22 protein-coding genes and 1 tRNA gene are annotated in these 24,299 nt (G+C 68.1%); 14 read left to right on the forward strand and 9 right to left on the reverse strand.

All coding sequences use genetic code 11. The annotated features are described in order from the left end of the window. Positions 1 to 133 precede the first annotated feature (133 nt). A complete protein-coding gene (rpsT, locus tag H8B22_RS12520) occupies positions 134 to 403 on the reverse strand; it encodes a 30S ribosomal protein S20 (protein WP_187711742.1) in 270 nt (89 codons plus the stop codon). Positions 404 to 549: 146 nt separating this feature from the next. Between rpsT and murJ the strand changes: the two genes are divergently transcribed. The 7 genes from murJ (at position 550) to radA (ending at position 9,243) form a co-directional block, all read left to right on the forward strand. Beyond that, positions 550 to 2,139 carry a murein biosynthesis integral membrane protein MurJ gene (murJ, locus tag H8B22_RS12525; RefSeq protein ID WP_187713645.1) on the forward strand — a complete coding sequence of 530 codons (1,590 nt, stop codon included), beginning with the start codon at positions 550 to 552 and terminating at the stop codon, positions 2,137 to 2,139. A gap of 114 nt (positions 2,140 to 2,253) precedes the next feature. Beyond that, positions 2,254 to 3,207 (forward strand): bifunctional riboflavin kinase/FAD synthetase, encoded by a 954-nt coding sequence (locus H8B22_RS12530; RefSeq protein WP_187713646.1) that lies wholly within the window; start codon positions 2,254 to 2,256, stop codon positions 3,205 to 3,207. A 73-nt stretch (positions 3,208 to 3,280) separates the two neighbouring features. Further along, entirely contained in the window at positions 3,281 to 6,094 is a 2,814-nt protein-coding gene (ileS, locus tag H8B22_RS12535; RefSeq protein WP_225876350.1) for an isoleucine--tRNA ligase, read from the forward strand. 53 nt (positions 6,095 to 6,147) lie between these two features. Further along, a complete protein-coding gene (gene lspA / locus H8B22_RS12540) occupies positions 6,148 to 6,663 on the forward strand; it encodes a signal peptidase II (RefSeq protein WP_187711744.1) in 516 nt (171 codons plus the stop codon). 9 nt (positions 6,664 to 6,672) lie between these two features. Further along, positions 6,673 to 7,623: a 4-hydroxy-3-methylbut-2-enyl diphosphate reductase gene (gene ispH / locus H8B22_RS12545; RefSeq protein WP_187711745.1), complete on the forward strand. Its 951-nt coding sequence runs from the start codon at positions 6,673 to 6,675 to the stop codon at positions 7,621 to 7,623. Positions 7,624 to 7,659: 36 nt separating this feature from the next. Continuing rightward, positions 7,660 to 7,735 (forward strand) — tRNA-Thr (locus H8B22_RS12550). 116 nt (positions 7,736 to 7,851) lie between these two features. Further along, positions 7,852 to 9,243, forward strand: a complete 1,392-nt coding sequence (gene radA, locus H8B22_RS12555) for a DNA repair protein RadA (protein WP_187711746.1) — start codon at positions 7,852 to 7,854, stop codon at positions 9,241 to 9,243. Here the strand turns inward: radA and purU are convergent. The 6 genes from purU to H8B22_RS12585 all read right to left on the reverse strand — a co-directional run bounded on the left by purU (position 9,240) and on the right by H8B22_RS12585 (position 16,098). Then, positions 9,240 to 10,088, reverse strand: coding sequence for a formyltetrahydrofolate deformylase (gene purU, locus H8B22_RS12560; RefSeq protein ID WP_187711747.1), 849 nt, complete (start codon positions 10,086 to 10,088; stop codon positions 9,240 to 9,242). The two genes, radA and purU, sit on opposite strands and share 4 nt — an antisense overlap. 243 nt (positions 10,089 to 10,331) lie before the next feature. Further along, positions 10,332 to 11,876, reverse strand: a complete 1,545-nt coding sequence (locus H8B22_RS12565; protein ID WP_225876201.1) for a DHA2 family efflux MFS transporter permease subunit — start codon at positions 11,874 to 11,876, stop codon at positions 10,332 to 10,334. A gap of 205 nt (positions 11,877 to 12,081) precedes the next feature. Beyond that, positions 12,082 to 13,269 carry an efflux RND transporter periplasmic adaptor subunit gene (locus H8B22_RS12570; RefSeq protein ID WP_187711748.1) on the reverse strand — a complete coding sequence of 396 codons (1,188 nt, stop codon included), beginning with the start codon at positions 13,267 to 13,269 and terminating at the stop codon, positions 12,082 to 12,084. Then, a complete protein-coding gene (locus tag H8B22_RS12575) occupies positions 13,266 to 14,744 on the reverse strand; it encodes an efflux transporter outer membrane subunit (protein WP_187711749.1) in 1,479 nt (492 codons plus the stop codon). Before H8B22_RS12575 ends, H8B22_RS12570 begins: the two co-directional genes overlap by 4 nt. 1 nt (position 14,745) lies before the next feature. Next, the gene (locus tag H8B22_RS12580) at positions 14,746 to 15,207 is read right to left on the reverse strand and encodes a MarR family winged helix-turn-helix transcriptional regulator (protein WP_187711750.1); all 462 of its coding nucleotides are present in this window, start codon (positions 15,205 to 15,207) and stop codon (positions 14,746 to 14,748) included. A 105-nt stretch (positions 15,208 to 15,312) separates the two neighbouring features. After that, the gene (locus H8B22_RS12585; protein ID WP_187711751.1) at positions 15,313 to 16,098 is read right to left on the reverse strand and encodes a cytochrome C assembly family protein; all 786 of its coding nucleotides are present in this window, start codon (positions 16,096 to 16,098) and stop codon (positions 15,313 to 15,315) included. A 117-nt stretch (positions 16,099 to 16,215) separates the two neighbouring features. On the opposite strand from H8B22_RS12585, the gene ffh reads away from it, so the two are divergent. The 7 genes from ffh to H8B22_RS12620 all read left to right on the forward strand — a co-directional run bounded on the left by ffh (position 16,216) and on the right by H8B22_RS12620 (position 21,289). After that, positions 16,216 to 17,583, forward strand: coding sequence for a signal recognition particle protein (ffh, locus tag H8B22_RS12590; RefSeq protein WP_187711752.1), 1,368 nt, complete (start codon positions 16,216 to 16,218; stop codon positions 17,581 to 17,583). A gap of 99 nt (positions 17,584 to 17,682) precedes the next feature. Continuing rightward, positions 17,683 to 18,240, forward strand: coding sequence for an NAD(P)H-dependent oxidoreductase (locus H8B22_RS12595; RefSeq protein ID WP_187711753.1), 558 nt, complete (start codon positions 17,683 to 17,685; stop codon positions 18,238 to 18,240). Positions 18,241 to 18,428: 188 nt separating this feature from the next. Continuing rightward, the gene (gene rpsP, locus H8B22_RS12600) at positions 18,429 to 18,680 is read left to right on the forward strand and encodes a 30S ribosomal protein S16 (RefSeq protein ID WP_187711754.1); all 252 of its coding nucleotides are present in this window, start codon (positions 18,429 to 18,431) and stop codon (positions 18,678 to 18,680) included. 42 nt (positions 18,681 to 18,722) lie between these two features. Continuing rightward, positions 18,723 to 19,241, forward strand: a complete 519-nt coding sequence (rimM, locus tag H8B22_RS12605) for a ribosome maturation factor RimM (RefSeq protein ID WP_187711755.1) — start codon at positions 18,723 to 18,725, stop codon at positions 19,239 to 19,241. A gap of 103 nt (positions 19,242 to 19,344) precedes the next feature. Next, positions 19,345 to 20,106, forward strand: a complete 762-nt coding sequence (gene trmD / locus H8B22_RS12610; RefSeq protein ID WP_187711756.1) for a tRNA (guanosine(37)-N1)-methyltransferase TrmD — start codon at positions 19,345 to 19,347, stop codon at positions 20,104 to 20,106. A gap of 244 nt (positions 20,107 to 20,350) precedes the next feature. Next, positions 20,351 to 20,737, forward strand: coding sequence for a 50S ribosomal protein L19 (gene rplS / locus H8B22_RS12615; protein ID WP_187711757.1), 387 nt, complete (start codon positions 20,351 to 20,353; stop codon positions 20,735 to 20,737). 132 nt (positions 20,738 to 20,869) lie between these two features. Further along, positions 20,870 to 21,289 (forward strand): RNA-binding S4 domain-containing protein, encoded by a 420-nt coding sequence (locus H8B22_RS12620; protein ID WP_187711758.1) that lies wholly within the window; start codon positions 20,870 to 20,872, stop codon positions 21,287 to 21,289. Between the two features lie 49 nt (positions 21,290 to 21,338). Here the strand turns inward: H8B22_RS12620 and H8B22_RS12625 are convergent, their stop codons facing one another. Together H8B22_RS12625 and katG are read right to left on the reverse strand one after the other, a co-directional pair. Further along, a complete protein-coding gene (locus H8B22_RS12625; RefSeq protein ID WP_187711759.1) occupies positions 21,339 to 21,941 on the reverse strand; it encodes a DUF937 domain-containing protein in 603 nt (200 codons plus the stop codon). A 123-nt stretch (positions 21,942 to 22,064) separates the two neighbouring features. Further along, positions 22,065 to 24,242 (reverse strand): catalase/peroxidase HPI, encoded by a 2,178-nt coding sequence (gene katG / locus H8B22_RS12630; protein ID WP_187711760.1) that lies wholly within the window; start codon positions 24,240 to 24,242, stop codon positions 22,065 to 22,067. Between the last annotated feature and the right edge of the window lie 57 nt (positions 24,243 to 24,299).

Consider the following 24,299-nt stretch of genomic DNA (forward strand, 5'->3'; position numbering starts at 1 on the left):
GGGGCCGTTTTTCACGAGCATCAAAGAAGCCCCACGCATGGCGGGGCCGCTTTTCATGGGCATCAAAAAAGCCCCGCACGTGGCGGGGCTTTTTCAGCAGGCGCTCGGCGCGCCTGCGATAAGCTCGGGTGCCTTAGGCAGCCGACAGCGCCTTGATGCGCGCGGTCAGGCGGCTCTTGTGACGGGCAGCCTTGTTCTTGTGGATCAGGCCGCGCGAGCTGAAACGATCGAGAATCGGCTGGGCCACGACGAAGGCAGCCTGGGCGCCGGCGGCGTCGTTGGCGTCGAGTGCCTTGAGGACCTTCTTGACGGCGGTGCGGAGCATCGAACGCTGAGCGGCGTTGCGGGCATTGCGCACGACGGTCTGCTTGGCGCGCTTCTTGGCGGACTTGATATTGGCCACGACAGGGAATCCTGGGAACTGATGGTGAAGGGTTTCGGGAAAATCAGACAGGAAAGTATGGGCGATTCAGTAGCTTGCGTCAACAACCCCGATTCCGGCCATCGCCTGCCCCGGCAGGGCGGGGGGCTGGCATGACCCGGCCGCGGATGCTGCGCGGGCTGCTCTCGTTCAGCAGCATGACCATGGTCTCGCGGGTCCTGGGCCTGGTCCGGGATATCGCGATCAACCAGGCCTTCGGCGCCAACGCCGCCACGGACGCCTTCTGGGTGGCGTTCCGGATTCCCAACTTCATGCGCCGACTGTTCGCCGAGGGCTCGTTCTCGACGGCGTTCGTCCCGGTGTTCACCGAGATCAAGGAAACCCGCCCGCATGCCGACCTGAAGCAGCTGATGTCGCGGGTATCCGGCACGCTGGGTGGGATCCTGCTGGTGATCACCGCGCTGGGGCTGATCTTCACCCCACAGATCGCGCAGGTCTTCAACCTGGGCAACCACCAGCCGGAGAAGTTCGGCCTGACGGTGGAACTGCTGCGGCTGACCTTCCCGTTCATCTTGTTCGTGTCGTTGACCGCGCTGGCGGGTGGGGCGCTCAACAGCTTCCACCGCTTCGGCCTGCCGGCGCTGACCCCGGTCATCCTCAACCTGAGCATGATCGCCGGTGCACTGTGGCTGGCGCCGCACCTGGAGGTGCCGATCCTGGCGCTGGGCTGGGCGGTGCTGTTCGGCGGTATCGCGCAGCTGCTGTTCCAGCTGCCGGCGCTGGCGAAGCTGGACCTGCTCACGCTGCCGCGGTGGGGTTGGCAGCATCCCGACGTGCGCAAGGTGGTCACGCTGATGGTGCCGACGCTGTTCGGCTCCTCGGTCGCGCAGATCAACCTGCTGCTGGACACGGTCATCGCCGCGCTGCTCTACACCGGCTCGCAGACCTGGTTGTCGCAGGCGGACCGTTTCCTGGAGCTGCCGCTGGGCGTGTTCGGCATCGCGCTGGGCACGGTGATCCTGCCGACGCTCGCGCGCCATCACGTCAACACCGACCACCTCGGTTTCTCCAAGGCGCTCGACTGGGGCCTGCGCACCACGCTGCTGATCGCGGTGCCGGCGATGCTGGGCCTGATGCTGCTGTCGCAGCCGCTGGTGGCGACGCTGTTCCAGCACGGCAAGTTCAGCGCGTTCGATACGCGCATGGCGGCGATGTCGGTGTTCGGCCTGAGCTTCGGATTGCCGGCATTCGCACTGGTGAAGATCGTGCTGCCGGCGTTCTACGCGCGCCAGGACACGCGCACGCCGGTGCGTGCGGGCGTGGCCTCGCTGATCGCCAACATGGCGCTCAATGGCCTGTTCCTGCTGGTGCTCTACTTCATGTGGACGAAGCCGGAAGCACGCGCGGGTGGGGTGCTGGCCGCGCTCGCGCAGACCCCGGGCCTGCACCTTGCCCTGGGCCTGGCCAGCGCCGCCGCGAGCTACATCAACCTGGGGCTGCTCTGGCATTGGCTGCGCAAGGCCGGCGTCTACGACCGCCAGCCGGGCTGGGCGCGCTACCTGACGCGGCTGGGCACGGCGTGTGCGGCCATGGCGATCGCGCTGCTGGTCGCGCTGTATTGGGTCCCGGATTTCACCGTCATCGGCAAATGGGAGCGGATCGCCTGGCTCGCCGGCCTGGTCGGTGGCGGCGGGGCCGTGTACCTGCTGGCACTGCTGGCGATGGGATTCCGCCCGCGCGATCTGCGCGAGCATTGAGACGCGGCCCTCGCGGCTATACTTCAGGACTTGCGGATTTTCCGCGGAAGCCCGGCCTATGCCGGGCTTCGTCGACGATCCGGCCGTCCTGGCCGGATTCCAACCAGAGAGTCCATGAGCAGGCTGTTTCGCGACGTCGAGGGCGGGCCCCGTTGCCCGCACGGCAGTGTGGTCTGCATCGGCGCCTTCGACGGCCTGCATCTGGGGCATCAGGCGCTGGTGCGCCGCACCGTTGCGCGTGCGCGCGAGTCGGGCCTGCCGGCCGTGGCGCTGAGCTTCGAACCCCTGCCGCGCGAGTTCTTCGCCCCCGCCGATCCGCCGCCACGCCTGCTGTTGCCGCGCGCCAAGGTCGACGGCCTGTTCGCGCACGGCATCGATCAGGTCGGATTGCTGCGCTTCGATGGCGCGCTGAGCAGCCTCACGGCGGAGGAATTCGTCCGCACGGTGCTGCAGCAGCGCCTGTCCGCGCGTGAAGTCTGGGTTGGCCCTGAATTCCGCTTCGGCAAAGGCCGCGCGGGCGACATCGCGTTGCTGCGGCGCATGGGAGCCGAACTCGGCTTCATCGCCGACGAGATCGCGCCGGTGCAACTGGACGGCGAGCGCGTGTCCAGCACACGCATCCGCGCTGCCTTGCGCGCCGGAGATTTCGCAGCGGCCACGCGCCTGCTCGGTCGGCCCTACGCGATCGGCGGGCGTGTCGTGCGTGGCAAGCAACTGGGACGCGAGCTGGGCTTTCCCACCGCGAACCTGCGTTTCGCCGGCAAGACTCCCGCGCTGTCGGGGATCTATGCGACCTGGGTGCATGGCGTTGGCGAGCGGCCGTGGCCGTCGGTGTCCAGCCTCGGCACGCGGCCTACGGTCGCGGGCGTGGAACCGCTGCTCGAGGCGCATCTGTTCGACTTCGACGGCGACTTGTACGGGCGCCGCATCCGCGTGGAATTCGTCGCCAAGCTGCGCGACGAGCTCAAGTTTCCCGACCTGCCTTCCCTGACCGAGCAGATGCACCGCGACGCCGCCGCCGCGCGCGCCATCCTCTCGCAGGACCAACAACAACGAGCCTTTGCCTGAGCGCCCCGCTGTGACCGACCAAGACACCAGTCGCTACAAGTCCACCCTGCAACTGCCGGCGACGGAATTCCCGATGCGCGGCGACCTGCCCAAGCGCGAGCCGGAAACGCTCGCGCGCTGGGAGAGCGAGGGCCTTTACCAGCAGATCCGCGCCAAGACCCGCGGGCGCGAGAAGAGCTTCGTGCTGCACGACGGCCCGCCGTACGCCAACGGCGCGATCCACATCGGCCACGCGGTCAACAAGGTGCTGAAGGACGTGATCGTAAAGTCGAAGCTGCTGGCCGGCTTCGATGCACCGTACGTGCCGGGCTGGGATTGCCATGGCCTGCCGATCGAGCACGCGGTGGAGAAGAAGTTCGGCAAGGTCGGCGACAAACTCGATGCCGCGGCGTTCCGCGCCAAGTGCCGCGAGTACGCCACCGAGCAGATCGACATCCAGCGCCGCGACTTCAAGCGCCTGGGCGTGCTCGGCGATTGGGAGCATCCCTATCGCACGATGGATTTCGCCACCGAGGCGGGAATCATGCGCGCGCTGGCTAAGATCGTCGAACGCGGCCACGTGGTGCGCGGCGCCAAGCCGGTGCACTGGTGCTTCGATTGCGGTTCGGCGCTGGCCGAGGCGGAGATCGAATACGCCGACAAGGTGTCGCCCGCCATCGACGTCGCCTACAGCGCGCGCAATCCTTCGAGGCTCGCGGCCCTCTTCGGGGTGTCGGTGGAAGAGGGCGTCGATGTCGCCCTGCCGATCTGGACGACCACGCCGTGGACGCTGCCGGCGAGCCTGGCGGTGACTGTCGGTCCGGAACTCGAATACGTGCTGGTCGAAGGCCCGCAGCGCAGCGACGGCGGCCGCCGCCTGCTGGTGCTGGCCGAAGCCCTGGCGACCAAGGCGCTCGCGCGTTACGGCATCAACGACGTGGTGGTGTTGGGCAACGTCAGCGGTGGCGAACTCGAGGGGCAGCACCTGCAGCACCCGTTCTACCCGGACCGCGACATCCCGGTGCTGGTGGGCGATCACGTCACCGCCGATGACGGTACCGGCGTCGTCCACACCGCGCCGGGCCACGGCCAGGAAGACTTCGTCGTCGGCCAGCGTTACGGCCTGCTCGAGAAGTACACCGCGACGCAGATGAACCCGGTGGACGGGCGCGGCCTGTACGTGCCTTCCACGCCGCCCGCCGACGGCCTGACGCTCGCCGGCCTGCACATCTGGAAGGCCAACGACGCGATCATCGACGTGCTGCGCGCCAACGGGCACCTGCTCGCGTTGGCGAAGCTCGAACACAGCTACCCGCACTGCTGGCGCCACAAGACGCCGGTGGCGTTTCGCGCCACGCCGCAATGGTTCATCTCGATGGAGCAGGCGCACCTGCGCGAGGACGCGCTGCGCGAGATCGGCAAGGTGCAGTGGATCCCCGAGTGGGGCGAGGCGCGCATCTACGGCATGATCGAAGGCCGTCCCGACTGGTGCATCAGCCGCCAGCGCACCTGGGGCGTGCCGATCGCGTTGTTCGTCGACCGCGAAACCCATGAGCCGCACCCGCGCGCGGCCGAACTGATGCGCCAGGTCGCCGAGATCGTCGAGCGCGAAGGCGTCGACGCCTGGTACTCGCTCGATCCGGCGGCGCTGCTGGGCGACGAGGCCGGCAAGTACGAGAAGGTCAACGACATCCTCGATGTCTGGTTCGATTCCGGCGTGACCCACGAGTGCGTGCTGGCACAGCGACCGCAGGATGGGCTGCACAAGCCGGCCGACCTCTACCTGGAAGGCTCGGACCAGCACCGCGGCTGGTTCCACAGTTCGCTGCTCACCGCCGTGGCGATGGACGGCCACGCGCCGTACCGCCAGGTGCTCACGCACGGGTTCACCGTCGACGAGCAGGGCAAGAAGATGTCCAAGTCGATCGGCAACACGGTCGAGCCGCAGAAGGTGATCAACGCGATGGGCGCGGACGTGCTGCGCCTGTGGATCGCCTCGACCGACTACCGCAACGAGATGTCGGTGTCGGACAACATCCTCAAGCGCAGCGGCGACGCCTACCGGCGCATCCGCAATACCGCGCGCTTCCTGCTCGCCAACCTCAACGGCTTCGATCCGGCCCGCGACCTGCTCGCGCTCGACGACATGGTCGCGCTGGACCGCTGGATCGTGCACCGCGCCTTCGAGCTGCAGGAGCAGATCGCCAAGGCGTACGAGGAATACGACTTCGCCGCGATCGTGCAGATGCTGTCGAACTTCTGCAGCGTCGACCTCGGCTCGCTGTACCTCGACGTCACCAAGGACCGCCTCTACACGATGCGGGAGGATTCGCGCGGCCGCCGTTCGGCGCAGGGCGCGATGTACCGCATCGCCGAGGCGTTCGCGCGCTGGATCGCGCCGATCCTGAGCTTCACCGCCGACGAGATGTGGCGCTACCTGCCCGCGGCGACCGCACACGGGCAGCGCGAGGACAACGTCCTGTTCACGACCTGGTACGACGGCCTCGCGCTGCTGCCGGAGGATGCGACCCTGTCCGCGGCGGACTTCGATCGCCTGCTGGCGTTGCGCGAGGAGGTCAGCAGGACGCTGGAGCCGATGCGCGCCGCCGGCGAGATCGGTGCGGCGCTGGATGCGGAGATCGGGTTGCGTTGCAGCGTCGCCGACCAGAACTGGCTGGCGCCGATGGCGGAAGAGCTGCGCTTCCTGTTCATCAGTGGCGACGTCGAAGTGCTGGCCGACGATGCCGCCAAGGACATCGCCGTGCTCGCCGTGCCGACGACGAAGCCCAAGTGCGTGCGCTGCTGGCAGCGCCGTGCGGACGTGGGTGTCGATCCCGCGCATCCGGAGCTGTGCGGCCGTTGCGTGAGCAACGTGGAAGGGCCGGGCGAGGATCGGCGCTGGTTCTGACCGCGCCACTCCCGCAACGCCTCACATCACGCCGGCAATAAAGAGCAAAGAGAATGCAGAAACTGAAAGGCCCCAACGCCCTCATCTGGCTGATCCTGTCGATCGTGATCATTGCGCTCGACCAGTGGAGCAAGAACTGGGTGCTGGCCGCGCTGCCGGAATTCCAGGCCGTGCCGGTCATCGATGGCTTCTGGAACTGGTACCGCACCTACAACACCGGCGCCGCGTTCAGTTTCCTGAGCGATGCCGGTGGCTGGCAGAAATACCTGTTCACCGTGCTGGCTTTCGGCATCAGCGGCCTGCTGGCCTACTGGCTCGCGCGCACGCCGCGCCGCGACTGGCGCGTGGCCCTGCCGTACGCGCTGGTGATCGGCGGCGCGATCGGCAACGTCATCGATCGCCTTATCCACGGCAAGGTGATCGACTTCATCCAGTGGTACTGGCGCGACCATTACTGGCCATCCTTCAACATCGCCGACTCGGCGATCGTCATCGGGGCGATCGGCATCGCGCTGTTTGGCCTGCTGGGTGGCCAGAAACAGGCCGCCGACGCCGGCCGGCGGGGGTAAAATCGCCGCATGGACGTCCTGCTCGCCAATCCCCGCGGTTTCTGCGCCGGCGTCGACCGCGCGATCGAGATCGTCAAGCGCGCCCTGGAAACCCTGGGCGCCCCGATCTACGTGCGCCATGAAGTCGTGCACAACCGCTTCGTGGTCGACGACCTCAAACACCGTGGCGCGGTCTTCGTCGAGGAGCTCCACGAAGTCCCCGACAACGCGACCGTGATCTTCAGCGCCCATGGCGTGTCGCAGGCCGTGCGCACCGAGGCGGCGCGGCGCGGGCTCAAGGTGTTCGACGCGACCTGTCCGCTGGTGACCAAGGTGCACCTGGAAGTCGCGCGCAACTGCCGTGCCGGCCGCGACGTGGTGCTGATCGGCCACGACGGTCATCCGGAGGTCGAAGGCACCATGGGGCAGTGGAAGCGCGAGGCCGGTACCGGGCAGATCTATCTGGTCGAGGACGCCGAAGACGTCGCCGCGCTGGAAGTTGCGCAGCCGGAGAATCTGGCCTTCACCACGCAGACGACATTGTCGGTCGACGACACCCGTGCGGTGATCGAATCGCTCAAGGCCAAGTACCCGGCCATCCAGGGGCCCAAGAACGACGACATCTGCTACGCCACGCAGAACCGCCAGGACGCGGTGCGCGAACTGGCCGCCAAGTGCGACCTGGTCCTGGTGGTGGGTTCGCCGAACAGTTCCAATTCCAACCGCCTGCGCGAGCTGGCCGAGCGTGAAGGCGTCGAGGCCTACCTCATCGATGGCGCCATCGAGATCGATCCGCGCTGGGTCAAGGACCGCAAGTGCGTGGGCATCACCGCCGGCGCTTCGGCACCGGAAGTGCTGGTCCGCGGCGTGATCGAACGCTTGCGCGAGCTGGGTGCGCACCACGTCGCCGAACTTTCCGGCGAGCCCGAGGACATGGTTTTCGCCCTGCCCAAGGAACTGCGGGTGCAGCTGGTCGATTGACCCTGCCGAGGCCCGGCGCCTACAATTGCGCCCCTTGCCGGAATAGCTCAGTTGGTAGAGCGGCGCATTCGTAATGCGTAGGTCGTAGGTTCGATTCCTATTTCCGGCACCATCGATTCGACAACAGGCCCGCCTTGCGCGGGCCTTTTGTTTTCCGGTGCCGGCTGCGTCTCGCCCCGGGAGACGGCCGCCGGGTAGAGTGGCCCCATCGACCCGATCGCCCGCCCCATGGCCAAGACCGCTACCCGCAAGACCGCCTACGTCTGCAACGACTGCGGCGCCGAATTCAGCAAGTGGCAGGGCCAGTGCGGCGAATGCGGCGCGTGGAACTCGCTGGGCGAAGTCGTCCTCGAATCCGCCTCTACCGCCAAGGGCGTCGCCGCCAGCCGCCGCAGCAGCTGGGCCGGCGTGGCCGATGCACCCAAGGTCACCGCGCTCAAGGACGTCCAGCACCAGGAAGACGCGCGCGCCTCCACCGGCATCGGCGAACTCGACCGGGTGCTGGGCGGCGGCCTGGTGCATGGCTCGGTGGTGCTGGTCGGCGGCGATCCGGGCATCGGCAAGTCGACGCTGCTGCTGCAGGCCGTGGCGAAGCTGGCGCCGACCCTGCCGGGCCTGTACGTGACCGGCGAGGAATCGCTCGCCCAGGTCGCCGGGCGCGGTGCACGCCTGGGCTTGCCGCTCGACGGCGTGCATGCGCTCGCCGAAACCTGCGTCGAGCGCATCCTCGAACACGCCGCGGCCACCCGTCCGCAACTCATCGTCGCCGATTCGGTGCAGACGCTGTGGACCGAATCGCTGAGCGCCGCACCGGGCTCGGTCAGCCAGGTGCGCGAATCCGCGGCGCGGCTGGTGCGCTTCGCCAAGGAAACCGGCACCGCCGTGTTCCTCGTCGGCCACGTGACCAAGGAAGGCGGCATCGCCGGCCCGCGCGTGCTCGAGCACATGGTCGATGCCGTGCTGTATTTCGAAGGCGAGAGCGGCAGCCGCTTCCGCGTGCTGCGCGCCTTCAAGAACCGCTTCGGTGCGGTCAACGAACTGGGCGTGTTCGCGATGGGCGACAAGGGCCTGCGCGAAGTGCCGAATCCTTCGGCGATCTTCCTCTCCGGCAACAGCGCGCCGCAGCCGGGCAGCTGCGTGATGGTCACGCGCGAAGGCACGCGGCCATTGCTGGTCGAGGTGCAGGCGCTGGTCGATGCCTCGCCGCTGTCGAACCCGCGCCGCGTCGCGGTCGGCATGGAAGGCAACCGCATGGCGATGCTGCTCGCGGTGCTGCACCGCCACGGCGGCATCGCGGTGGGCGACCAGGACGTGTTCGTGAACGTGGTCGGCGGCATCCGCGTGCAGGAGACCGCGGTCGACCTGCCGGTGCTGCTGGCGGTGCTGTCGTCGCTGCGCGATCGTCCCCTGGCCGAGCAGACCATCGCCTTTGGCGAAGTGGGCCTGTCCGGCGAGATCCGCCCGGTGCCGAACGGCGAGGAGCGCCTCAAGGAAGCCGCGACCCACGGCTTCAAACGCGCCATTGTGCCCAAGGCAAACGCTCCGCGCGGTGGCCGCATCGGCGACATGGAAGTCGTGGCGGTCGAGCGCCTCGCCGACGCACTCGACGCCGGCGTCTAGACCGCGAACACCACCGTGCGGTGGCCGTTGAGCAGGATCCGGTCGTCCAGCCAGTAGCGCAGCGCCTGTGCGAGCACGCGGCGTTCGATGTCGCGTCCGATGCGGATCATGTCCTCGGGCGTGTCGTGGTGGCCGACGCGTTGCGTGTCCTGTTCGATGATCGGGCCTTCGTCCAGGTCGGCGGTGACGAAGTGCGCGGTCGCGCCGATCAGCTTGACCCCGCGCGCGTGCGCCTGGTGATAGGGCCGCGCGCCCTTGAAGCCCGGCAGGAACGAGTGGTGGATGTTGATGCAGCGGCCGGCCAACCGCGCCGCCAGCGCGTCGGAGAGCACCTGCATGTAGCGCGCCAACACCACCAGTTCGGTCTGCGTGCCTTCGATCAGCGACCACAGCGCGGCTTCCTGTTCGGCCTTGCGTCCCCGGTCGACCGGCAGGTGGTGGAAGTCGATGCCGTCGAAGGCGAGGTGGCGATAGGTGTCGCGTGGGTGGTTCGACACGACCGCAGTGATCTGCATCGGCAGCTCGCCGATGCGCCAGCGGTACAGGATGTCCGCCAGGCAATGGTCGAAGCGCGAGGCCAGCAGCATCACCCGGCGCGGTTGCGCGCGATCGCGCAGGGACCAGTCCATCGCGAAATCGTGCGCCAGTTCGCCGATGCTGGCCTGCAGTTCCGGAAGCAACGCGTCGGCCGCGAACACGGTGCGCATGAAGAAGCGATCGGTCGCCAGGTCGTTGTACTGCTGCGATTCGAGGATGTTGCCGCCGTGGCGGAGCAGGCGCCCGGAAACCGCACTGACGATCCCGGGGCGGTCCGGGCAGGACAGGGTGAGCACGTAGTGGGGCATCGCGGCATTCCGGGCAGGCGATGCCGGTTATAACGCGCCTGGAGGCGAGCAGGGGCCCTCTTGCGCGCGTTCTTTCTTCATCCCGAGCGTAGCGAGGGGCCTGCTTTGCGGCGGTTACGACAGCCCATTGTTTGCCGCGCCCGGCCGCAGGCGCGGCGCGGACATGGCAGCCGATTCACTTTTGTCGCGGGCCGGTCCCTCGCTGCGCTCGGGATGACAGGGCGTTTCGGGATGACAGTGGCGTCAGTGCCCGGCGGCGGCTTCCGGACCGGCCTTGGCCACGAACGGCGGCTTGGCGATCCACACGAAGGCGATCACCACCAGGAAGATGATTCCGAGCAGGTGGAAGATCTCGTTGAAGCCGATCTGCGCCGCCTGGTTGGAAATCATCCGTTCCATCACGAACGCACCGCGTTGCAGGTCGCCGCGACCCAACTGGGTGATCGCGTCCATGACGCCAGGATCGGTCGCCGACAGCTTTTCGGTCAGGTGCGCGTGGTGCACCGCGCCGCGTTCGGCCCAGGCGTAGGTGGTGAGCGACGCGGCGAAGCTGCCGCCGAGCGTGCGCATGAAGGTCGCCAGGCCCGAGCCTGCGGCGATCTCGTGCGGTTGCAGGTCCGACAGCAGGATCTGCAGCACCGGCATGAAGAACAGCGCCACGCCGAAGCCCTGCAGTAGCTGCACGAACGCGATGTGGTTGAAGTCGACGTCGAGGTTGAAACCCGAGCGCATGAAGCTGGTCATCGACATCGCGATGAAGGCGAGGGTGGCGAGCATGCGCAGGTCGAACTTGTGCGCGTACTTGCCCACGAACGGGGTCAGGATCACCGGCAGGATGCCGATCGGCGCCGTCGCGAAACCCGCCCAGATCGGCGTGAAGCCGAGGTTGCGCTGCAGCCACAGCGGGACCAGGATGCCGACGCTGAAGAACGCGGCGTAGGCGACCACCATTGCCGCCGTGCCCGCGCTGAAGTTGCGGTGGCGGAACAGGCGCAGGTCGACGATCGGATCCTTGTCGGTGAGTTCCCAGATCACGAACACCGCCAGCGAGATCGCCGAGACGATCGCCAGGCCCACGATCAGCGACGAACGGAACCAGTCCTCGTCGTTGCCCAGGTCGAGCAGCACCTGCAGCGCGCCGACGCCGAGCACCAGCGTGATCAGGCCGACGTAGTCCATCTTCGGCTTCTCGAGCCGCTCCGGTCGTCCCTTCAGCTGGCGGCCGACCACGAAGCTGGCGAACAGCCCGATCGGCACGTTGATGAAGAAGATCCATTCCCAGCTGTAGTTGTCGGTGATCCAGCCGCCGAGGATCGGACCGGCGATCGGCGCGACCACGGTGACCATCGCCAGCAACGCGATGGCCTGTCCGCGTTTGTGCGGTGGATAGATCGAGATCAGCAGCGCCTGCGTGATCGGGTACATCGGCCCGGCGACGAAGCCCTGCAGCGCGCGCGCCGCGACGAGCAGGCCCATGCTGTTGGCCAGGCCGCACAACAAGGAGGCGATGACGAACAGGAACGTCGCCCACACGAACAGCTTGCGTTCGCCGAAATGGCGCGTCAGCCAGCCGGTCAACGGCAGCGCGATCGCGTTGCTGACGGCGAAGGAGGTGATGACCCACGTCGCCTGGTTGGCGCTGCCGCCGAGGTTGCCGGAGATGGTGGGCAGCGAGACGTTGGCGATCGTCAGGTCCAGCACCTGCATGAACGACGCCAGCGCGAGGCCGAGCGTCGTCAACGCCATGTTCGGCGGACGGAAGCCATTGGCGGGAGTGGGAGTGGACATCGGCTCGACGGGGTTGGCGACTTTCGGTGAAAGAGAGGGACTGTTCCACTTGTGATTGCGCGTTGCGATCGCGCGGCGATCACTACGTTTTCGTCACCCCGGCGAACGCCGGGGTCCGGCTTTCAGTGCTCTTGAAGCTGGAGCTGGGTCCCGGCGTTCACCGGGATGGCGTTCAGAACATTTCGCTGGAACGGCGAGCAGGAAATCAGCCGCGGCCGCGCGGCAGGTTCTCGCGGACGATCTTCTGGATCAGCGCTTCGGCCTCGCCCAGCTGCTTCGCGTAGGCATCGGTGGTGAGCAGGGCCTTGTCCTCCGGCTTGCTGGCCAGGACGGCACCGCTCTGGTCGCGCAGCGACACGTCGGCGTGCATGCTCAGGCCGATGCGCAGCGGATGCTCGGCGAGCTGCTTGCGATCCAGTTCGATCCGCACCGGCACGCGCTGCACGATCTTGATCCAGTTGCCGCTGGCGTTCTGCGCCGGCAGCAGGGCGAAGGCGCTGCCGGTGCCGAGGCCGAGGCTGCTGAGCTTGCCGTCGAATTCGATGTCGTCGCCGTAGAGGTCGGCGTGCAACTGCACCGGCTGGCCGATGCGCATCTTCGCCAACTGGGTTTCCTTGAAGTTGGCTTCGACCCAGACCTGCTCGAGCGGGATGACGGTCATCAGCGTCGTGCCGGGCTGCACGCGCTGGCCCAGCTGCACGCTGCGTTTGGCGACGTAACCCGACACCGGCGCGACGATCGCGGTGCGCTGGTTGTTGAGGTAGGCCTGGCGCAACTGCGCGGCGGCGGCCTTGACCTGCGGCTGGTCGATCACGGTGGTGGCATCGACCAGGGCGCGGTTGCGGGCGAGGTTCTCGTTCGACACCGACAGCGCGGCCTGCGCGGCAGCGAGTTCGTCGCGCGCGTGGGCGAGTTCTTCCGCGGACACGGCGCCGGTGGCGACCAGGCCTTCGCGACGCTTCACGTCGGCGCTGGCCTTTTCCACCGCGACGCGGCGCGCGGCGATGTCGGCCTGGCCGGCTTCGACCGCGCTGTACAGGCCGCGCACGCTGCGCACGGTGCTGGCGAGGTTGGCGACGGCCTGTTCGTAGGCGACGCGGGCGTCGTTCGGGTCGAGCTGCACCAGGATCTGGCCGGCATCGACCTTCATGCCGTCGTCGGCGCCGATGCTCACGACCGTGCCCACGGTCTGCGGCGTGATCGCGACGACATTGCCCTGCACGTAGGCGTCGTCGGTGCTTTCGTGCCAGCGCGCGACCAACAGGTACCACAGCGCCCACGCGAAACCGGCGATCACGACTACGACAGCCAGAATCGCCAGCGCGCGCTTGCGCTTGCTGTTGGGCGGTTGAGCCGGGGTGGTGGCGGCATTCGGATTGATTTTGGTGGTCATGGCGTCGGGGCCTTGCTGAGGTCGTTGCTGTCTTGGTTGTCGGATGCCGGTGCGGGCAGTTCCAGGCCGCCGCCGAGCGCGCGATCGAGGTCGATCGCCGCGCCGAGGCGCTGTGCGTTCAGCGCGGCGAGTTGCTGCTCGAGTTGCAGCAGCGGCCGCTGCGCGGCGAGCACGTCGAGCTGGGTGCCGAGCCCGGCCTTGTAGCGCGTGCTGGCGAGCTGCCACGCGGCCTGCGCCGATTCCCGTGCGCGTTGCGTCGTGGCCACCTGCGCCTCCAGCGAACGCGCGGCCTGCAGCGCATCGGCGACCTCGTGCAGCGCGCCGACCAGGCTCTGGTTGTAGTTGGCGACGGCGAGGTCGTACTCGGCATCGCTCTTGGCCAGGTTGTTGCGCAGGCGGCCGCCGTCGAAGATCGGCAGACTGATCGCCGGGCCGCCCATGGCAAGCAGGGAGTCGCCGGAGAACAGGTCGGACGGGTTGCCGGCGGCGACACCGACCAGCGCGCTCAGGTTCACCGTCGGATAGAACTCGGCCTTGCTGGCCTTGATGCCGTGGCGCGCGGCTTCCACGCGCCAGCGCGCGGCGACGACGTCGGGGCGATGGCCGAGCAGTTCGCTGGGAACGACGCCTGGAACGCCCGGCGCCGCGGCGCGCAGCAGCGCCGGCCGGGCGATATCGAGGCCGCGATCGGGGCCCTTGCCCAGCAGCGCGGCGAGGGCGTTGCGCGCGGCATCGATCTGCTGCCGCGCGGCCAGCTCCTGTTGCTGCGCGGAGGCGACGGCGGTTTCCGCGTTGCGGATCTGCAACTGGTTGTCGAGGCCGGCCTTGACGCGCTGGCGGCCGAGTTCGAGCAGCTGCGAGGCGCGCTTCGCGTCCGCATTGGCGACGTCCGCGGCCTCGTGTGCTTGCGCGAGCACGACGTAGGTGCGTGCGATGTTCGAAGACAGCGTCAAGCGCGCGGCCTGCGCGTCCACTTCCGCGGCACGCGCGAGGCCCAGCGCGGTCTGGAAGCGGGCGCGATGGCCGCCCCAGATGTCCGGGCTGTACTTGAATTGCAGGCCCAGCAGGGTGACGTCCACGTACTCGCCGCCGAACGGGGGTGGCGCGGCGGTTTCCGGAATCTGCACGCCGGTGTACTGCGCGGTGGCGCCGAGGGTCGGCTTGCCCGCCGCTTCGGCGAGGCCGGCCTGCGCGATCGCCTGGCGCACGCGCGCGTCGGCCGCATCGAGCGACGGCGTGCCGGCCAGGGCTTCGTCGATCAGCGCATCGAGTTGCGCGTCACCGAGCGATTGCCACCAGTCGTGCTGCGGGAATCCGGCATCGGATTGCGCGTTCGCGAGGCTGCGCGAGGCGGCCAAGGAATCGGCGTTCAACACGCTGCCTTGCGGCTCGAGGCCGTGCGTGCTGGCGCAACCGGCAACCAGCAGGGCCAGTGCGGCGGTGAGCGGCAGCCGGAATGGGGTGGGGTGGGGCATGTCAGCTTTCCGAAGAAGAAAGGTTGTCACGGACCAGCGTGAGCAGGCGGGCGAGCGTGTCGCGGTCGGCATCGCTCATGCCGCGGGTGGCGCGCTCGCGCACGCGCTGGCCACAGTGATTGATGTCCCGCCAGATCGCCACGCCCGTATCGGTGAGGTGGATCCGCAGCGCGCGGCGATCCTTGGGGTCGGCCACGCGGGCCACGATGCCGCGCTGTTCGAGCTTGTCCAGCAGGCGGGTCATCGCCCCCGGGTTCAGCTGGGCGACGGCGGCGAGGTCGGTGACGCTGGCGGTGCCTTCGGCCAGGTGCTTCAGGGTGATGTACTGGCTGAAGTTGAGTTCGTGGCCGGCGGCGCGCAGCTCGGCTTCCATCCGGGTCCAGAAACCGGCGCGGATCTCGCGCAGCAGCAGGGCCAGGGTGGAGCCGCCGCAGGGCGGCGAAGGGGGCGTGGGGGAGGTCATGGCGCGGAAGAATGCTCGCCAGTGCAATATTTGTCAATGCAAATATTGTTTCAGCAATGGCACGCTGGGGCCCATTCAGCGAGCCCAACGGTCAGATCAGGGGGCTCAGGCTTGGCCGAGCAGCAGTTCCAGCACGAACTTGCTGCCGAAGAAGGCCAGGATCAGCAGCGCCATGGCGGTCAGGGTCCAGCGCACGGCGGTTGCGCCACGCCAGCCGCGCAGGCGGCGTCCCAGCAGCAGGCCGCCGAACAGCAGCCACGACAGCACGCTGAGCACCGTCTTGTGCACCAGGTGCTGGGCGAGCAGGTTCTCGACGAAGAGCAGGCCGGTCAGCAGTGTCGCCGTGAGCAGGATGAAGCCGACCGTGATCGTGCGGAACAGCAGGCTTTCGAGTTCGACCAGGGGCGGGAGCGCACGCAGCCAGCCGTGGAACTCGCGGCGCCGCAGCGCGCGCTCCTGCAGCCATTGCGTCATGGCCAGGAGCGCGGCGATCGCCAGCGTGGCGTAGGCGAGCAGGGCGCACCAGGCGTGCAACTGCAGGCGCCAGTCGAGTGCTTCGGTCCGGGCATGGCCGTAGGCGGCATACGCCGCAAGCGAAGCCGCGGCGATGGGGAACACGACCACGCCCAGCGCGGCCATCCGGCCGGTGGCGCCGTACGCCGTGGTCATCGCGGCCATGCCCAGGCCGACCAGGGACAGCGCCGAGAAGAAATGCAGGTCCGCGCCGCCGGCCTGGCGCCAGGCCAGCGCATGCGTCGCCAGGTGCAGCGCGACGGCGAGCGCCGCGGGCAGCAGCCAGCGCAGGCCGCGCCGCTGTTCCTGGTGGAGTTGTGCGACCAGCAGGCCGAAGGCCACCAGGTAGAGAACGACGGCGATGAGAACGATTGTCATCGCCGCAGTGTCGCACACCACCGGGTCGCGGCGCCGTATCGTGAATCCGCGCCGGGAGCACGATGCCAGCCCGTATAATTCGCGCCCGTTTTCGCTGATCGCACGCAGGCTTCCCGCATGTTCGAGTCCCTCACCCAGCGTCTCTCCGGCACCATCGATCGCCTGCGCGGTCGCGGCCGCCTGACCGAGGAAAACATCCGCGAGGCCACGCGCGAAGTCCGCATCGCCCTGCTCGAAGCCGACGTCGCCCTGCCGGTGGTGCAGGCGCTGATCGAGCGCATCAAGGTCCGCGCCGTCGGCCAGGAAGTGCTGAAGTCGCTGAGCCCGGGCCAGGCGCTGATCAAGGTCGTGCGCGACGAACTCACCGCGGTGATGGGCTCGACCGCCACCGACCTCAATCTCAACGTGCCCGCGCCGGCCGTGATCCTGATGGCCGGTCTGCAGGGCGCGGGCAAGACCACCACGGTCGGCAAGCTCGCCAAGCACCTGAAGGAAAAGCGCAAGAAGAAGGTGATGGTGGTGTCGGCGGACGTGTACCGACCCGCCGCGATCGAGCAGTTGAAGACGCTGGCGCAGCAGGTCGACGTGCTGTTCTTCCCGTCGGATGCGTCGCAGAAGCCCGAAGCCATCGTGAAGGCCGCGATCGAGGACGCCCGCAAGTCCTACGTCGACGTGCTGATCGTCGACACCGCCGGCCGCACCTCGATCGACGAGGCGATGATGGCCGAGATCAAGGCGCTGCACGGCGCGGTGAATCCGGTCGAGACCCTGTTCGTGGTCGACTCGATGACCGGCCAGGACGCCGCGGTCACCGCCAAGCACTTCGGTGAAGCGCTGCCGCTCACCGGCGTGGTGCTGACCAAGACCGACGGTGACGCGCGCGGTGGTGCGGCGCTGTCGGTGCGCTACATCACCCAGCGTCCGATCAAGTTCATCGGCGTCGGCGAGAAGCCCGATGGCCTCGATGTCTTCCACCCCGACCGTATCGCCAGCCGCATCCTCGACATGGGCGACGTGCTGTCGCTGGTCGAGCAGGTCGAGCAGCAGGTCGACAAGGACAAGGCGGCCAAGCTCGCGGAGAAGGTTGCCAAGGGCAAGCGCTTCAACCTCAACGACCTCAAGGACCAGCTCGAACAGATGCAGAACATGGGCGGCATCCACGGCCTCATGGACAAGCTGCCGGGCATGGGCCAGATCCCCGACAACGTGAAGAACCAGGTCACCGGCAAGGAAGTGCCGCGCATGGTTGCGATCATCAATTCGATGACGTCGAAGGAGCGCCGCAATCCCGACCTGCTCAACGGCTCGCGCCGCGCCCGCATCGCCAAGGGCGCCGGCCTCACTCCGGCCGACGTCAACAAGCTGATGAAGCAGTACCAGCAGATGGAAAAGATGATGAGCAAGCTCTCCGGCGGCGGCATGAAGGGCTTGATGCGTGGCATGAAGGGCATGATGGGCGGCCGCGGCGGAATGCCGTTCCGCTGACCGCCGCGCCCACGATGGAATGATGTGTTGCCGTCGCCGTGGCGGCACGGCGCAGGCCATGACCTACAGTTCGCGCTGTGCCCTTCGTGCGAGTGCGTCATGTCTGCTGCCGAACACAACGTCCTGTTCCTGCTGGGCAGCGCCCGCGTCGGCGGCAACGCGCAGTTCCTGGCGCAGCGCATGGCCGCGGCGTTGCCCGCGACCGCCAGCCATCGCACGTTGCATCTGGACGACTATCCGCTGCCTGCGTTCCGCGATATCCGGCACTCGGCAGGGGTCTATCCGCCGCCACAGGGCAACGAGCGCGTGCTGGCCGAGGCGACCCTGGACGCATCCGACCTCGTCATCGCCGCGCCGCTGTACTGGTACAGCCTGCCGGCCAGCGTGAAGCTGTACCTGGATTACTGGAGCGCGTGGATGCGCGTGCCGGGGCTCGACTTCAAGCAGCAGATGGCGGGCAAGCGTCTCCATGCCGTGTGCGTGCTGAGCGACGAGGACGTCGCGTTCGCCGAACCCTTTGCGCGCACGCTGGAGCTGAGCGCGGACTACATGGGCATGGAGTGGCGGGGAATGCTCACCGCCTACGGAAACCGCCCGGGCGACGTCGCCCAGGATCTGGAGGCTGTGGCCCGGGCCGACCGGTTTGCCGTCGCCTGAGCGGTTGGCTTGTCGCCCCGGCGGGGCGGGCATTCGAGGGTCGTTGCAGAGGCCGGACTTCCCGGGCGCAGCGGGCGGATGGCCCCAAACCCCGAATTTTCGGGGTGGACGGTTTCCTCGGGCGAATCAATGGCTTACAATCCCGCGCTTACCCTGCCATTCCGGCAGCTGGGCAACACGAGAAAGCAATGGTCAAGATCCGCCTCACCCGTGGCGGCGCGAAGAAGCGCCCCTTCTACCACATCATCGTCACCGACAGCCGCAGCGCACGCGACGGTCGCAACATCGAGCGCGTGGGTTTCTACAACCCGGTCGCGCAGGGCCAGGAAAAGCGCGTCGAACTCGACCTGGAGCGCGTCAAGCACTGGGTTTCGAAGGGTGCGCAGCTGACCGACAAGGTCGCCGTCCTCTACAAGGAAGCGGCCAAGGCCGCTGCCTGATTGCTGGCCGCGCCCCGTCGCGCGGCTGAATCCGCAATCCGCATGAAAGACGATCAAGGGCGCCGCATCCTGCTGGGCAGGGTGACCGGCGCCTTTGGCGTTCGGGGCGAGGCGAAACTCGAGTCCTGGACCGAGCCGCGCAACGCCATCTTCCGCTACCAGCCGTGGATCCTGCGCGACGCGCAGGGCAACGAGCGCGAGCTGCGCGGCGTGCGCGGCAAGGAAAGCGGCAAGAACCTCGTCGCCCATTTCCCCGATGTCGCCGATCGCGATGCCGTGGAGGCGATGCGCGGCACCGAGATCTACGTGCCCCGTTCCGCACTGCCGCCGCCGCAGCCGGGCGAGTTCTACTGGGTGGACCTGGAAGGGCTGCGTGTCGTGAACGTCGAAGGCGTCGACTTCGGCACCGTCTCGCACCTGTTCTCCACCGGCGCCAACGACGTGCTGGTTGCGCGCGATGGCGAGCGCGAGCGCATGATTCCGTTCGTGCAGCCGCAATACGTCACCGGCGTCGACTTCGAAGCAGGCGTCGTGACGGTGGATTGGGATCCCGAGTTCTAGAAATCCCGGGAGTTCCGTTTCAGATCCGGCTCCCCGAGCCGTGATGGCTGCGACATCCGCGCTGCCGTCACGACTTCAACCGAATCGTCGTATCAGGGCTGCCATGCGCATCGACGTCATCACGCTGTTTCCCGATTTCATCGCGCAATGCGCCGCGTTCGGCGTCACCGGCCGGGCGGGCGAGCGCGGCCTGGTTTCCCTGCATGCGTGGAACCCGCGCGACTACGCCGAAGGCAACTACCGGCGCGTGGACGAGCGGCCGTTCGGCGGCGGTCCCGGCATGGTCATGCTGATCGATCCGCTGCGGGCGGCGATCGCCGCCGCGCGCGCGGCCGATCCCATGCCCGCCAAGGTGATCTACCTGAGCCCGCAGGGCGCGCCGCTGACCCAGGCCAGGGCGCGCGAGCTGGCGGCGCGCGAGCGCGTGATCCTGCTATGCGGCCGCTACGAGGGCGTGGACGAACGGCTGATCGAAGCCGAGGTGGACGAGGAGCTGTCGATCGGCGACTACGTCCTGTCCGGCGGCGAACTGGCCGCGGCCGTGGTGGTCGACTCGGTCGCCCGGTTGCAGGAAGGGGCGCTGAGCGACGCCGAGTCGGCCGAGCAGGACAGTTTCGAAGGTGGCCTGCTGGACTGCCCGCACTACACCCGCCCGGTCGAACACGCGCTGGGCCGGGTTCCGGACGTGCTCCTGTCGGGCAACCACGCCGACATTGCCCGCTGGCGGCGCAAGGAGGCCTTGGGCCGGACCTGGCAGCGGCGGCCGGACCTCCTGGGCGAGGCGGTGCTATCCAAGGCCGATCACAAGCTTTTGGATGAATATCGCGCCAGATTCGCCGAAGTTGGCGACGATTCGGATGGCTGATGCAGGGTGCTTGCGAGCCCATGGCTCGCGCCCTGCCGAACGCCCGACGGCTACGCCAGCGGGCCGGAGGGACAGTGGCGCGGCTGCAATGCCCGCCACCTGCCATGAAAAAAGCGGCTAACCTCCGGCCACACAAGGGAAAATATGCCGCTATAATGCACGGCTCGTTTCACCCCTAGCTCCACCGATGCCAGACGTGGGTCCACGTGCACTCACGCTACAACTACACCAACAGGCCATAGCCATGAACAAGCCGTCCATCCATACGCTCGTCCAGAATTTCGAAGCCGAACAGATCCAGCGCAAGCTGCCGGATTTCGGCCCCGGCGACACCATCGTCGTCAACGTGAAGGTCAAGGAAGGCAACCGCGAACGCGTCCAGGCCTATGAAGGCGTGGTCATCGGCACCAAGAACGCCGGCCTGAATTCCTCCTTCACCGTCCGCAAGATCTCGCACGGCTACGGCGTCGAGCGCGTCTTCCAGACCCACAGCGCGATCATCGACTCGGTCGAAGTGAAGCGCCGCGGCAAGGTCCGCGCCGGCAAGCTGTACTACCTGCGTGGCCTGGAAGGCAAGAAGGCCCGCATCAAGGAAGACCTCGCCGCCTACGCCAAGGCCAAGGCCGAGTAATTCCGCGCAATATCTGGCGCCGCACGCATGTGCCGCGCCGCGACGGCCGCCCCTCGGGGCGGCCGTTTGTTTTTGTGCGGATGAGAGCGGTGTGTCGATCCGGGCCAAGCGCGGCGCGATAATCGCGTGGCAATGAAGCCTTCCACCGAATCGCCCAACGCGGCGCACGACAATGTCCGGCTCGACCTGTGGCTCTGGGCCGCGCGATTCTTCAAGACGCGCGCGCTCGCCAAGCACGCCATCGAAACCGGAAAGATCGAAGTCGCGGGACAGCGGGCGAAGCCGTCGCGCGGCGTGCGCGTGGGCGACGCGTTGACGATCGCGCGCGGCGAGGAAACCTTCGAGGTCGAAGTGCGCGAACTCAGCGACACGCGCGGTCCGGCGAGCGCGGCACAAGGCCTGTATGCCGAAAGCGAAGCCTCGCGCCTGCGCCGCGAGAACGCGCGCGCCCAGCGTGCCGCCGAACGCGCTGGCTATCGCGCGCCGGAGACGCGGCCCGACAAGCGCGCGCGCCGCCTGATCCGCGCCTTGGGCGACATCGACGCGACCTGAGGGCAGGGGGCGCCGACCGGTCAGCGGCCGATGCCCCACGCGGCAGCGATCAGCGGCGTCCGCCCAGCACCGAGCCGGCCAGGCCGATCAGGTCGGAGAAGTCCGCGTCGCCGTCACCGTCGCGATCGAGCACCGCACCGAGCAGGCCGCCACCCAGACCGCCCTGCTGGCGGATCTGCTGCTGCTCCTGGCCCAGTACCTGGCCCAGCCCCTGTGCCGTGGTGCCGCTGCCGCCCTGCGCGAACATGCGACGGGCGAGGTACGCGAGCACGATCGGCGCGAGCAGCTTCAGCAGCGAATTCGCCTGCGCGCCGCCGAGCCCGGTCGCCGCGCCCAGGCCCTGCGCCGCGTTGTTCTGCTGGTTGCCGAAGACGTGCCCGAGGATCTGCGTGCCCTGGCCGCCACCGCCCAGCACCGAGCCCAGCACGCTGCCCAGATCGAGTCCGGCGTGGTCGCGCTGCAGCGCGCCGAGCAGGGCTTCGGCGCCCTGCGGTTGCGCCGCGTTGCGTCCCAATGCGCCGAGCAGCAACGGCAGCGCCGCACCGACGGCGCCTTCGGCCTGGCCCGGCGACAGCCCGAGTTGCTGGCCGATCTGTTGCAGCGGCGCGCCCTGGAGTTGCGAAAGCAGGTCATCGGTCAGGGATGCATTCATGGTGGTGCTCCGTCCTTCGAGGTGAGCCCCATGCTAGACCGCTTCGCCGCCGCCGGTGTGACTGCCCGGATGGCCCGGTCCGGCGGGCCGGACCGGGCTCGTTGTTGCGCGCTTGCTTCAGCGCTATCGCTTGAGGTCGAACCGGTCCAGGTTCATGACCTTGTTCCATGCCGCCACGAAATCGCGCACGAAGTCCGCTTCGCCATCGTTGGCCGCGTAGACCTCGGACAAGGCGCGCAGCTGCGCGTTCGATCCGAACACGAGGTCGGCGATGGTGGCGGTCCACTTCAGCGCACCCGTCTTGCGATCGCGGCCTTCGAACACGCCGGCGTCCTTCTCCGAACGCTTCCACGCGGTGCGCATGTCGAGCAGGTTGATGAAGAAGTCGGTGCTCAGCGTGCCGGGGCGCTGGGTGAAGACGCCGTGCCGCGTGCCGCCGGTGTTCGCGCCGAGCGCGCGCATGCCGCCGACCAGCACCGTCATTTCCGGCGCGGTCAGGGTGAGCAGGGCGGCCTTGTCGACCAGCGCGGCAGCCGCGGCGTCTTCATGGCCGGGGCGGATGTAGTTGCGGAAGGCGTCCGCCGCCGGTTCCAGCACCTCGAAGGAATTCGCATCGGTCTGCGCGGGCGTGGCGTCCGTGCGGCCCGGTGCGAACGGGACGCTGATGCCGTGACCGCCCTGTTTCGCCGCGGCCTCGACCGCGGCGCAGCCGCCGAGCACGATCAGGTCGGCCAGCGAGATCTTCTTGCCGCCGGCCGCAGACGCGTTGAATTCCTTCTGGATGCCTTCGAGTGTCGCCAGTGCCTTGGCCAGCTCGGCCGGTTCGTTGACGGGCCAATCCTTCTGCGGCGCCAGGCGGATGCGCGCGCCGTTCGCGCCGCCGCGCATGTCGGTGCCGCGGAACGTCGACGCGGAGGCCCACGCGGTCTTGACCAGTTGCGCGGTCGACAGGCCCGAGGCGAGCAGCTTCTCCTTCAACGCGGCGATGTCCTGCGCATCGACCAGCGGATGGTCGACCGGCGGCACCGGGTCCTGCCAGATCAGGTCTTCCTTCGGCACCAGCTTGCCGAGGTAGCGCACCTTCGGTCCCATGTCGCGGTGGGTCAGCTTGAACCATGCGCGGGCGAAGGCGTCGGCGAACTTGGCGGGGTTGGCGAGGTAGTCGCGCGAGATCTTCTCGTACACCGGGTCCATGCGCATGCCCATGTCCGCGGTGGTCATCATCGGCTGGTGCGTCTTGCCCGGGATGTGCGCATCCGGCACGTTGTCGCCGGCGTTGCCCTTCGGCTTCCACTGGTGCGCGCCGGCCGGGCTCTTGGTCAGCTCCCAGTCGAAGCCGAACAGCGTCTCGAAGTAGCTCATGTCCCACTTCGTCGGCGTCGGCGTCCACGCGCCTTCGATGCCGCTGGTGATGGTGTGCGCACCCATGCCGCTGTCGAAGCTGTTGCGCCAACCGAAGCCGAGTTCCTCGATGTTCGCACCCTCGGGTTCGACGCCGACGTGGCTGGTCGGCCCGGCGCCGTGCGCCTTGCCGAAGGTGTGGCCGCCGGCGGTGAGGGCGACGGTCTCTTCATCGTTCATCGCCATGCGCGCGAAGGTTTCGCGGATGTCGCGTGCCGACTTGACCGGATCGGGGTTGCCGTTGGGGCCTTCGGGGTTCACGTAGATCAGGCCCATCTGCACCGCGCCGAACGGATTGGCGAGTTCGCGCTCGCCGCTGTAACGCTCGTCGCCGAGCCAGGTCGATTCCGGACCCCAGTCGATCGGCTGCGGTTCCCACACATCCTCGCGCCCGCCACCGAAACCGAAGGTCTTGAAGCCCATCGAATCGAGCGCGACGTTGCCGGCGAGGATCATCAGGTCGGCCCACGACAGCTTGCGGCCGTACTTCTGCTTGACCGGCCACAGCAGGCGCCGCGCCTTGTCGAGGTTGCCGTTGTCCGGCCAGCTGTTGAGCGGGGCGAAACGCTGTTCGCCCGAACGCGCGCCGCCGCGGCCATCGAAGATGCGGTAGGTGCCCGCGGCGTGCCAGGCCATGCGGATGAAGAACGGACCGTAGTGGCCGTAGTCGGCGGGCCACCAGTCCTGCGAATCGGTCATCAGCGCGGTCAGGTCCTTGACCACCGCATCGAGGTCGAGCGTCTTGAACTCGGCGGCGTAATCGAAGTCCTCGACCATCGGGTCGCAGAGCTCGGACTGCTGCTTGAGCAGGCCCAGGTTGAGCTGGTCGGGCCACCACTGCGCATTGGTCGGCGCGCGATGGCCGCCATGGAACACCGGGCACTTGGTTTCAACGTTCATGCGTCTCTCCTCTGGTCGTGTGCACCCGGCGTCTGCGACGCGTCCTGCGTGCGGGTG

The organism is Lysobacter terrestris, assembly GCF_014489475.1.
Classification (GTDB): domain Bacteria; phylum Pseudomonadota; class Gammaproteobacteria; order Xanthomonadales; family Xanthomonadaceae; genus Agrilutibacter; species Agrilutibacter terrestris.

Bases quoted from the DNA above. Each gene is read 5' to 3' on its own strand.
- katG (WP_187711760.1), bottom strand. From the start codon at position 24,242: ATGAACGTTGAAACCAAGTGCCCGGTGTTCCATGGCGGCCATCGCGCG.
- trmD (WP_187711756.1), top strand. From the start codon at position 19,345: ATGCGCATCGACGTCATCACGCTGTTTCCCGATTTCATCGCGCAATGC.
- H8B22_RS12585 (WP_187711751.1), bottom strand. From the start codon at position 16,098: ATGACAATCGTTCTCATCGCCGTCGTTCTCTACCTGGTGGCCTTCGGC.
- H8B22_RS12595 (WP_187711753.1), top strand. From the start codon at position 17,683: ATGTCTGCTGCCGAACACAACGTCCTGTTCCTGCTGGGCAGCGCCCGC.
- H8B22_RS12580 (WP_187711750.1), bottom strand. From the start codon at position 15,207: ATGACCTCCCCCACGCCCCCTTCGCCGCCCTGCGGCGGCTCCACCCTG.
- ileS (WP_225876350.1), top strand. From the start codon at position 3,281: ATGCGCGGCGACCTGCCCAAGCGCGAGCCGGAAACGCTCGCGCGCTGG.
- rplS (WP_187711757.1), top strand. From the start codon at position 20,351: ATGAACAAGCCGTCCATCCATACGCTCGTCCAGAATTTCGAAGCCGAA.
- H8B22_RS12620 (WP_187711758.1), top strand. From the start codon at position 20,870: ATGAAGCCTTCCACCGAATCGCCCAACGCGGCGCACGACAATGTCCGG.
- rpsP (WP_187711754.1), top strand. From the start codon at position 18,429: ATGGTCAAGATCCGCCTCACCCGTGGCGGCGCGAAGAAGCGCCCCTTC.
- H8B22_RS12530 (WP_187713646.1), top strand. From the start codon at position 2,254: ATGAGCAGGCTGTTTCGCGACGTCGAGGGCGGGCCCCGTTGCCCGCAC.
- H8B22_RS12565 (WP_225876201.1), bottom strand. From the start codon at position 11,876: ATGTCCACTCCCACTCCCGCCAATGGCTTCCGTCCGCCGAACATGGCG.
- radA (WP_187711746.1), top strand. From the start codon at position 7,852: ATGGCCAAGACCGCTACCCGCAAGACCGCCTACGTCTGCAACGACTGC.
- murJ (WP_187713645.1), top strand. From the start codon at position 550: ATGCTGCGCGGGCTGCTCTCGTTCAGCAGCATGACCATGGTCTCGCGG.
- H8B22_RS12570 (WP_187711748.1), bottom strand. From the start codon at position 13,269: ATGACCACCAAAATCAATCCGAATGCCGCCACCACCCCGGCTCAACCG.
- rimM (WP_187711755.1), top strand. From the start codon at position 18,723: ATGAAAGACGATCAAGGGCGCCGCATCCTGCTGGGCAGGGTGACCGGC.
- H8B22_RS12575 (WP_187711749.1), bottom strand. From the start codon at position 14,744: ATGCCCCACCCCACCCCATTCCGGCTGCCGCTCACCGCCGCACTGGCC.
- ffh (WP_187711752.1), top strand. From the start codon at position 16,216: ATGTTCGAGTCCCTCACCCAGCGTCTCTCCGGCACCATCGATCGCCTG.
- lspA (WP_187711744.1), top strand. From the start codon at position 6,148: ATGCAGAAACTGAAAGGCCCCAACGCCCTCATCTGGCTGATCCTGTCG.
- H8B22_RS12625 (WP_187711759.1), bottom strand. From the start codon at position 21,941: ATGAATGCATCCCTGACCGATGACCTGCTTTCGCAACTCCAGGGCGCG.
- purU (WP_187711747.1), bottom strand. From the start codon at position 10,088: ATGCCCCACTACGTGCTCACCCTGTCCTGCCCGGACCGCCCCGGGATC.
- ispH (WP_187711745.1), top strand. From the start codon at position 6,673: ATGGACGTCCTGCTCGCCAATCCCCGCGGTTTCTGCGCCGGCGTCGAC.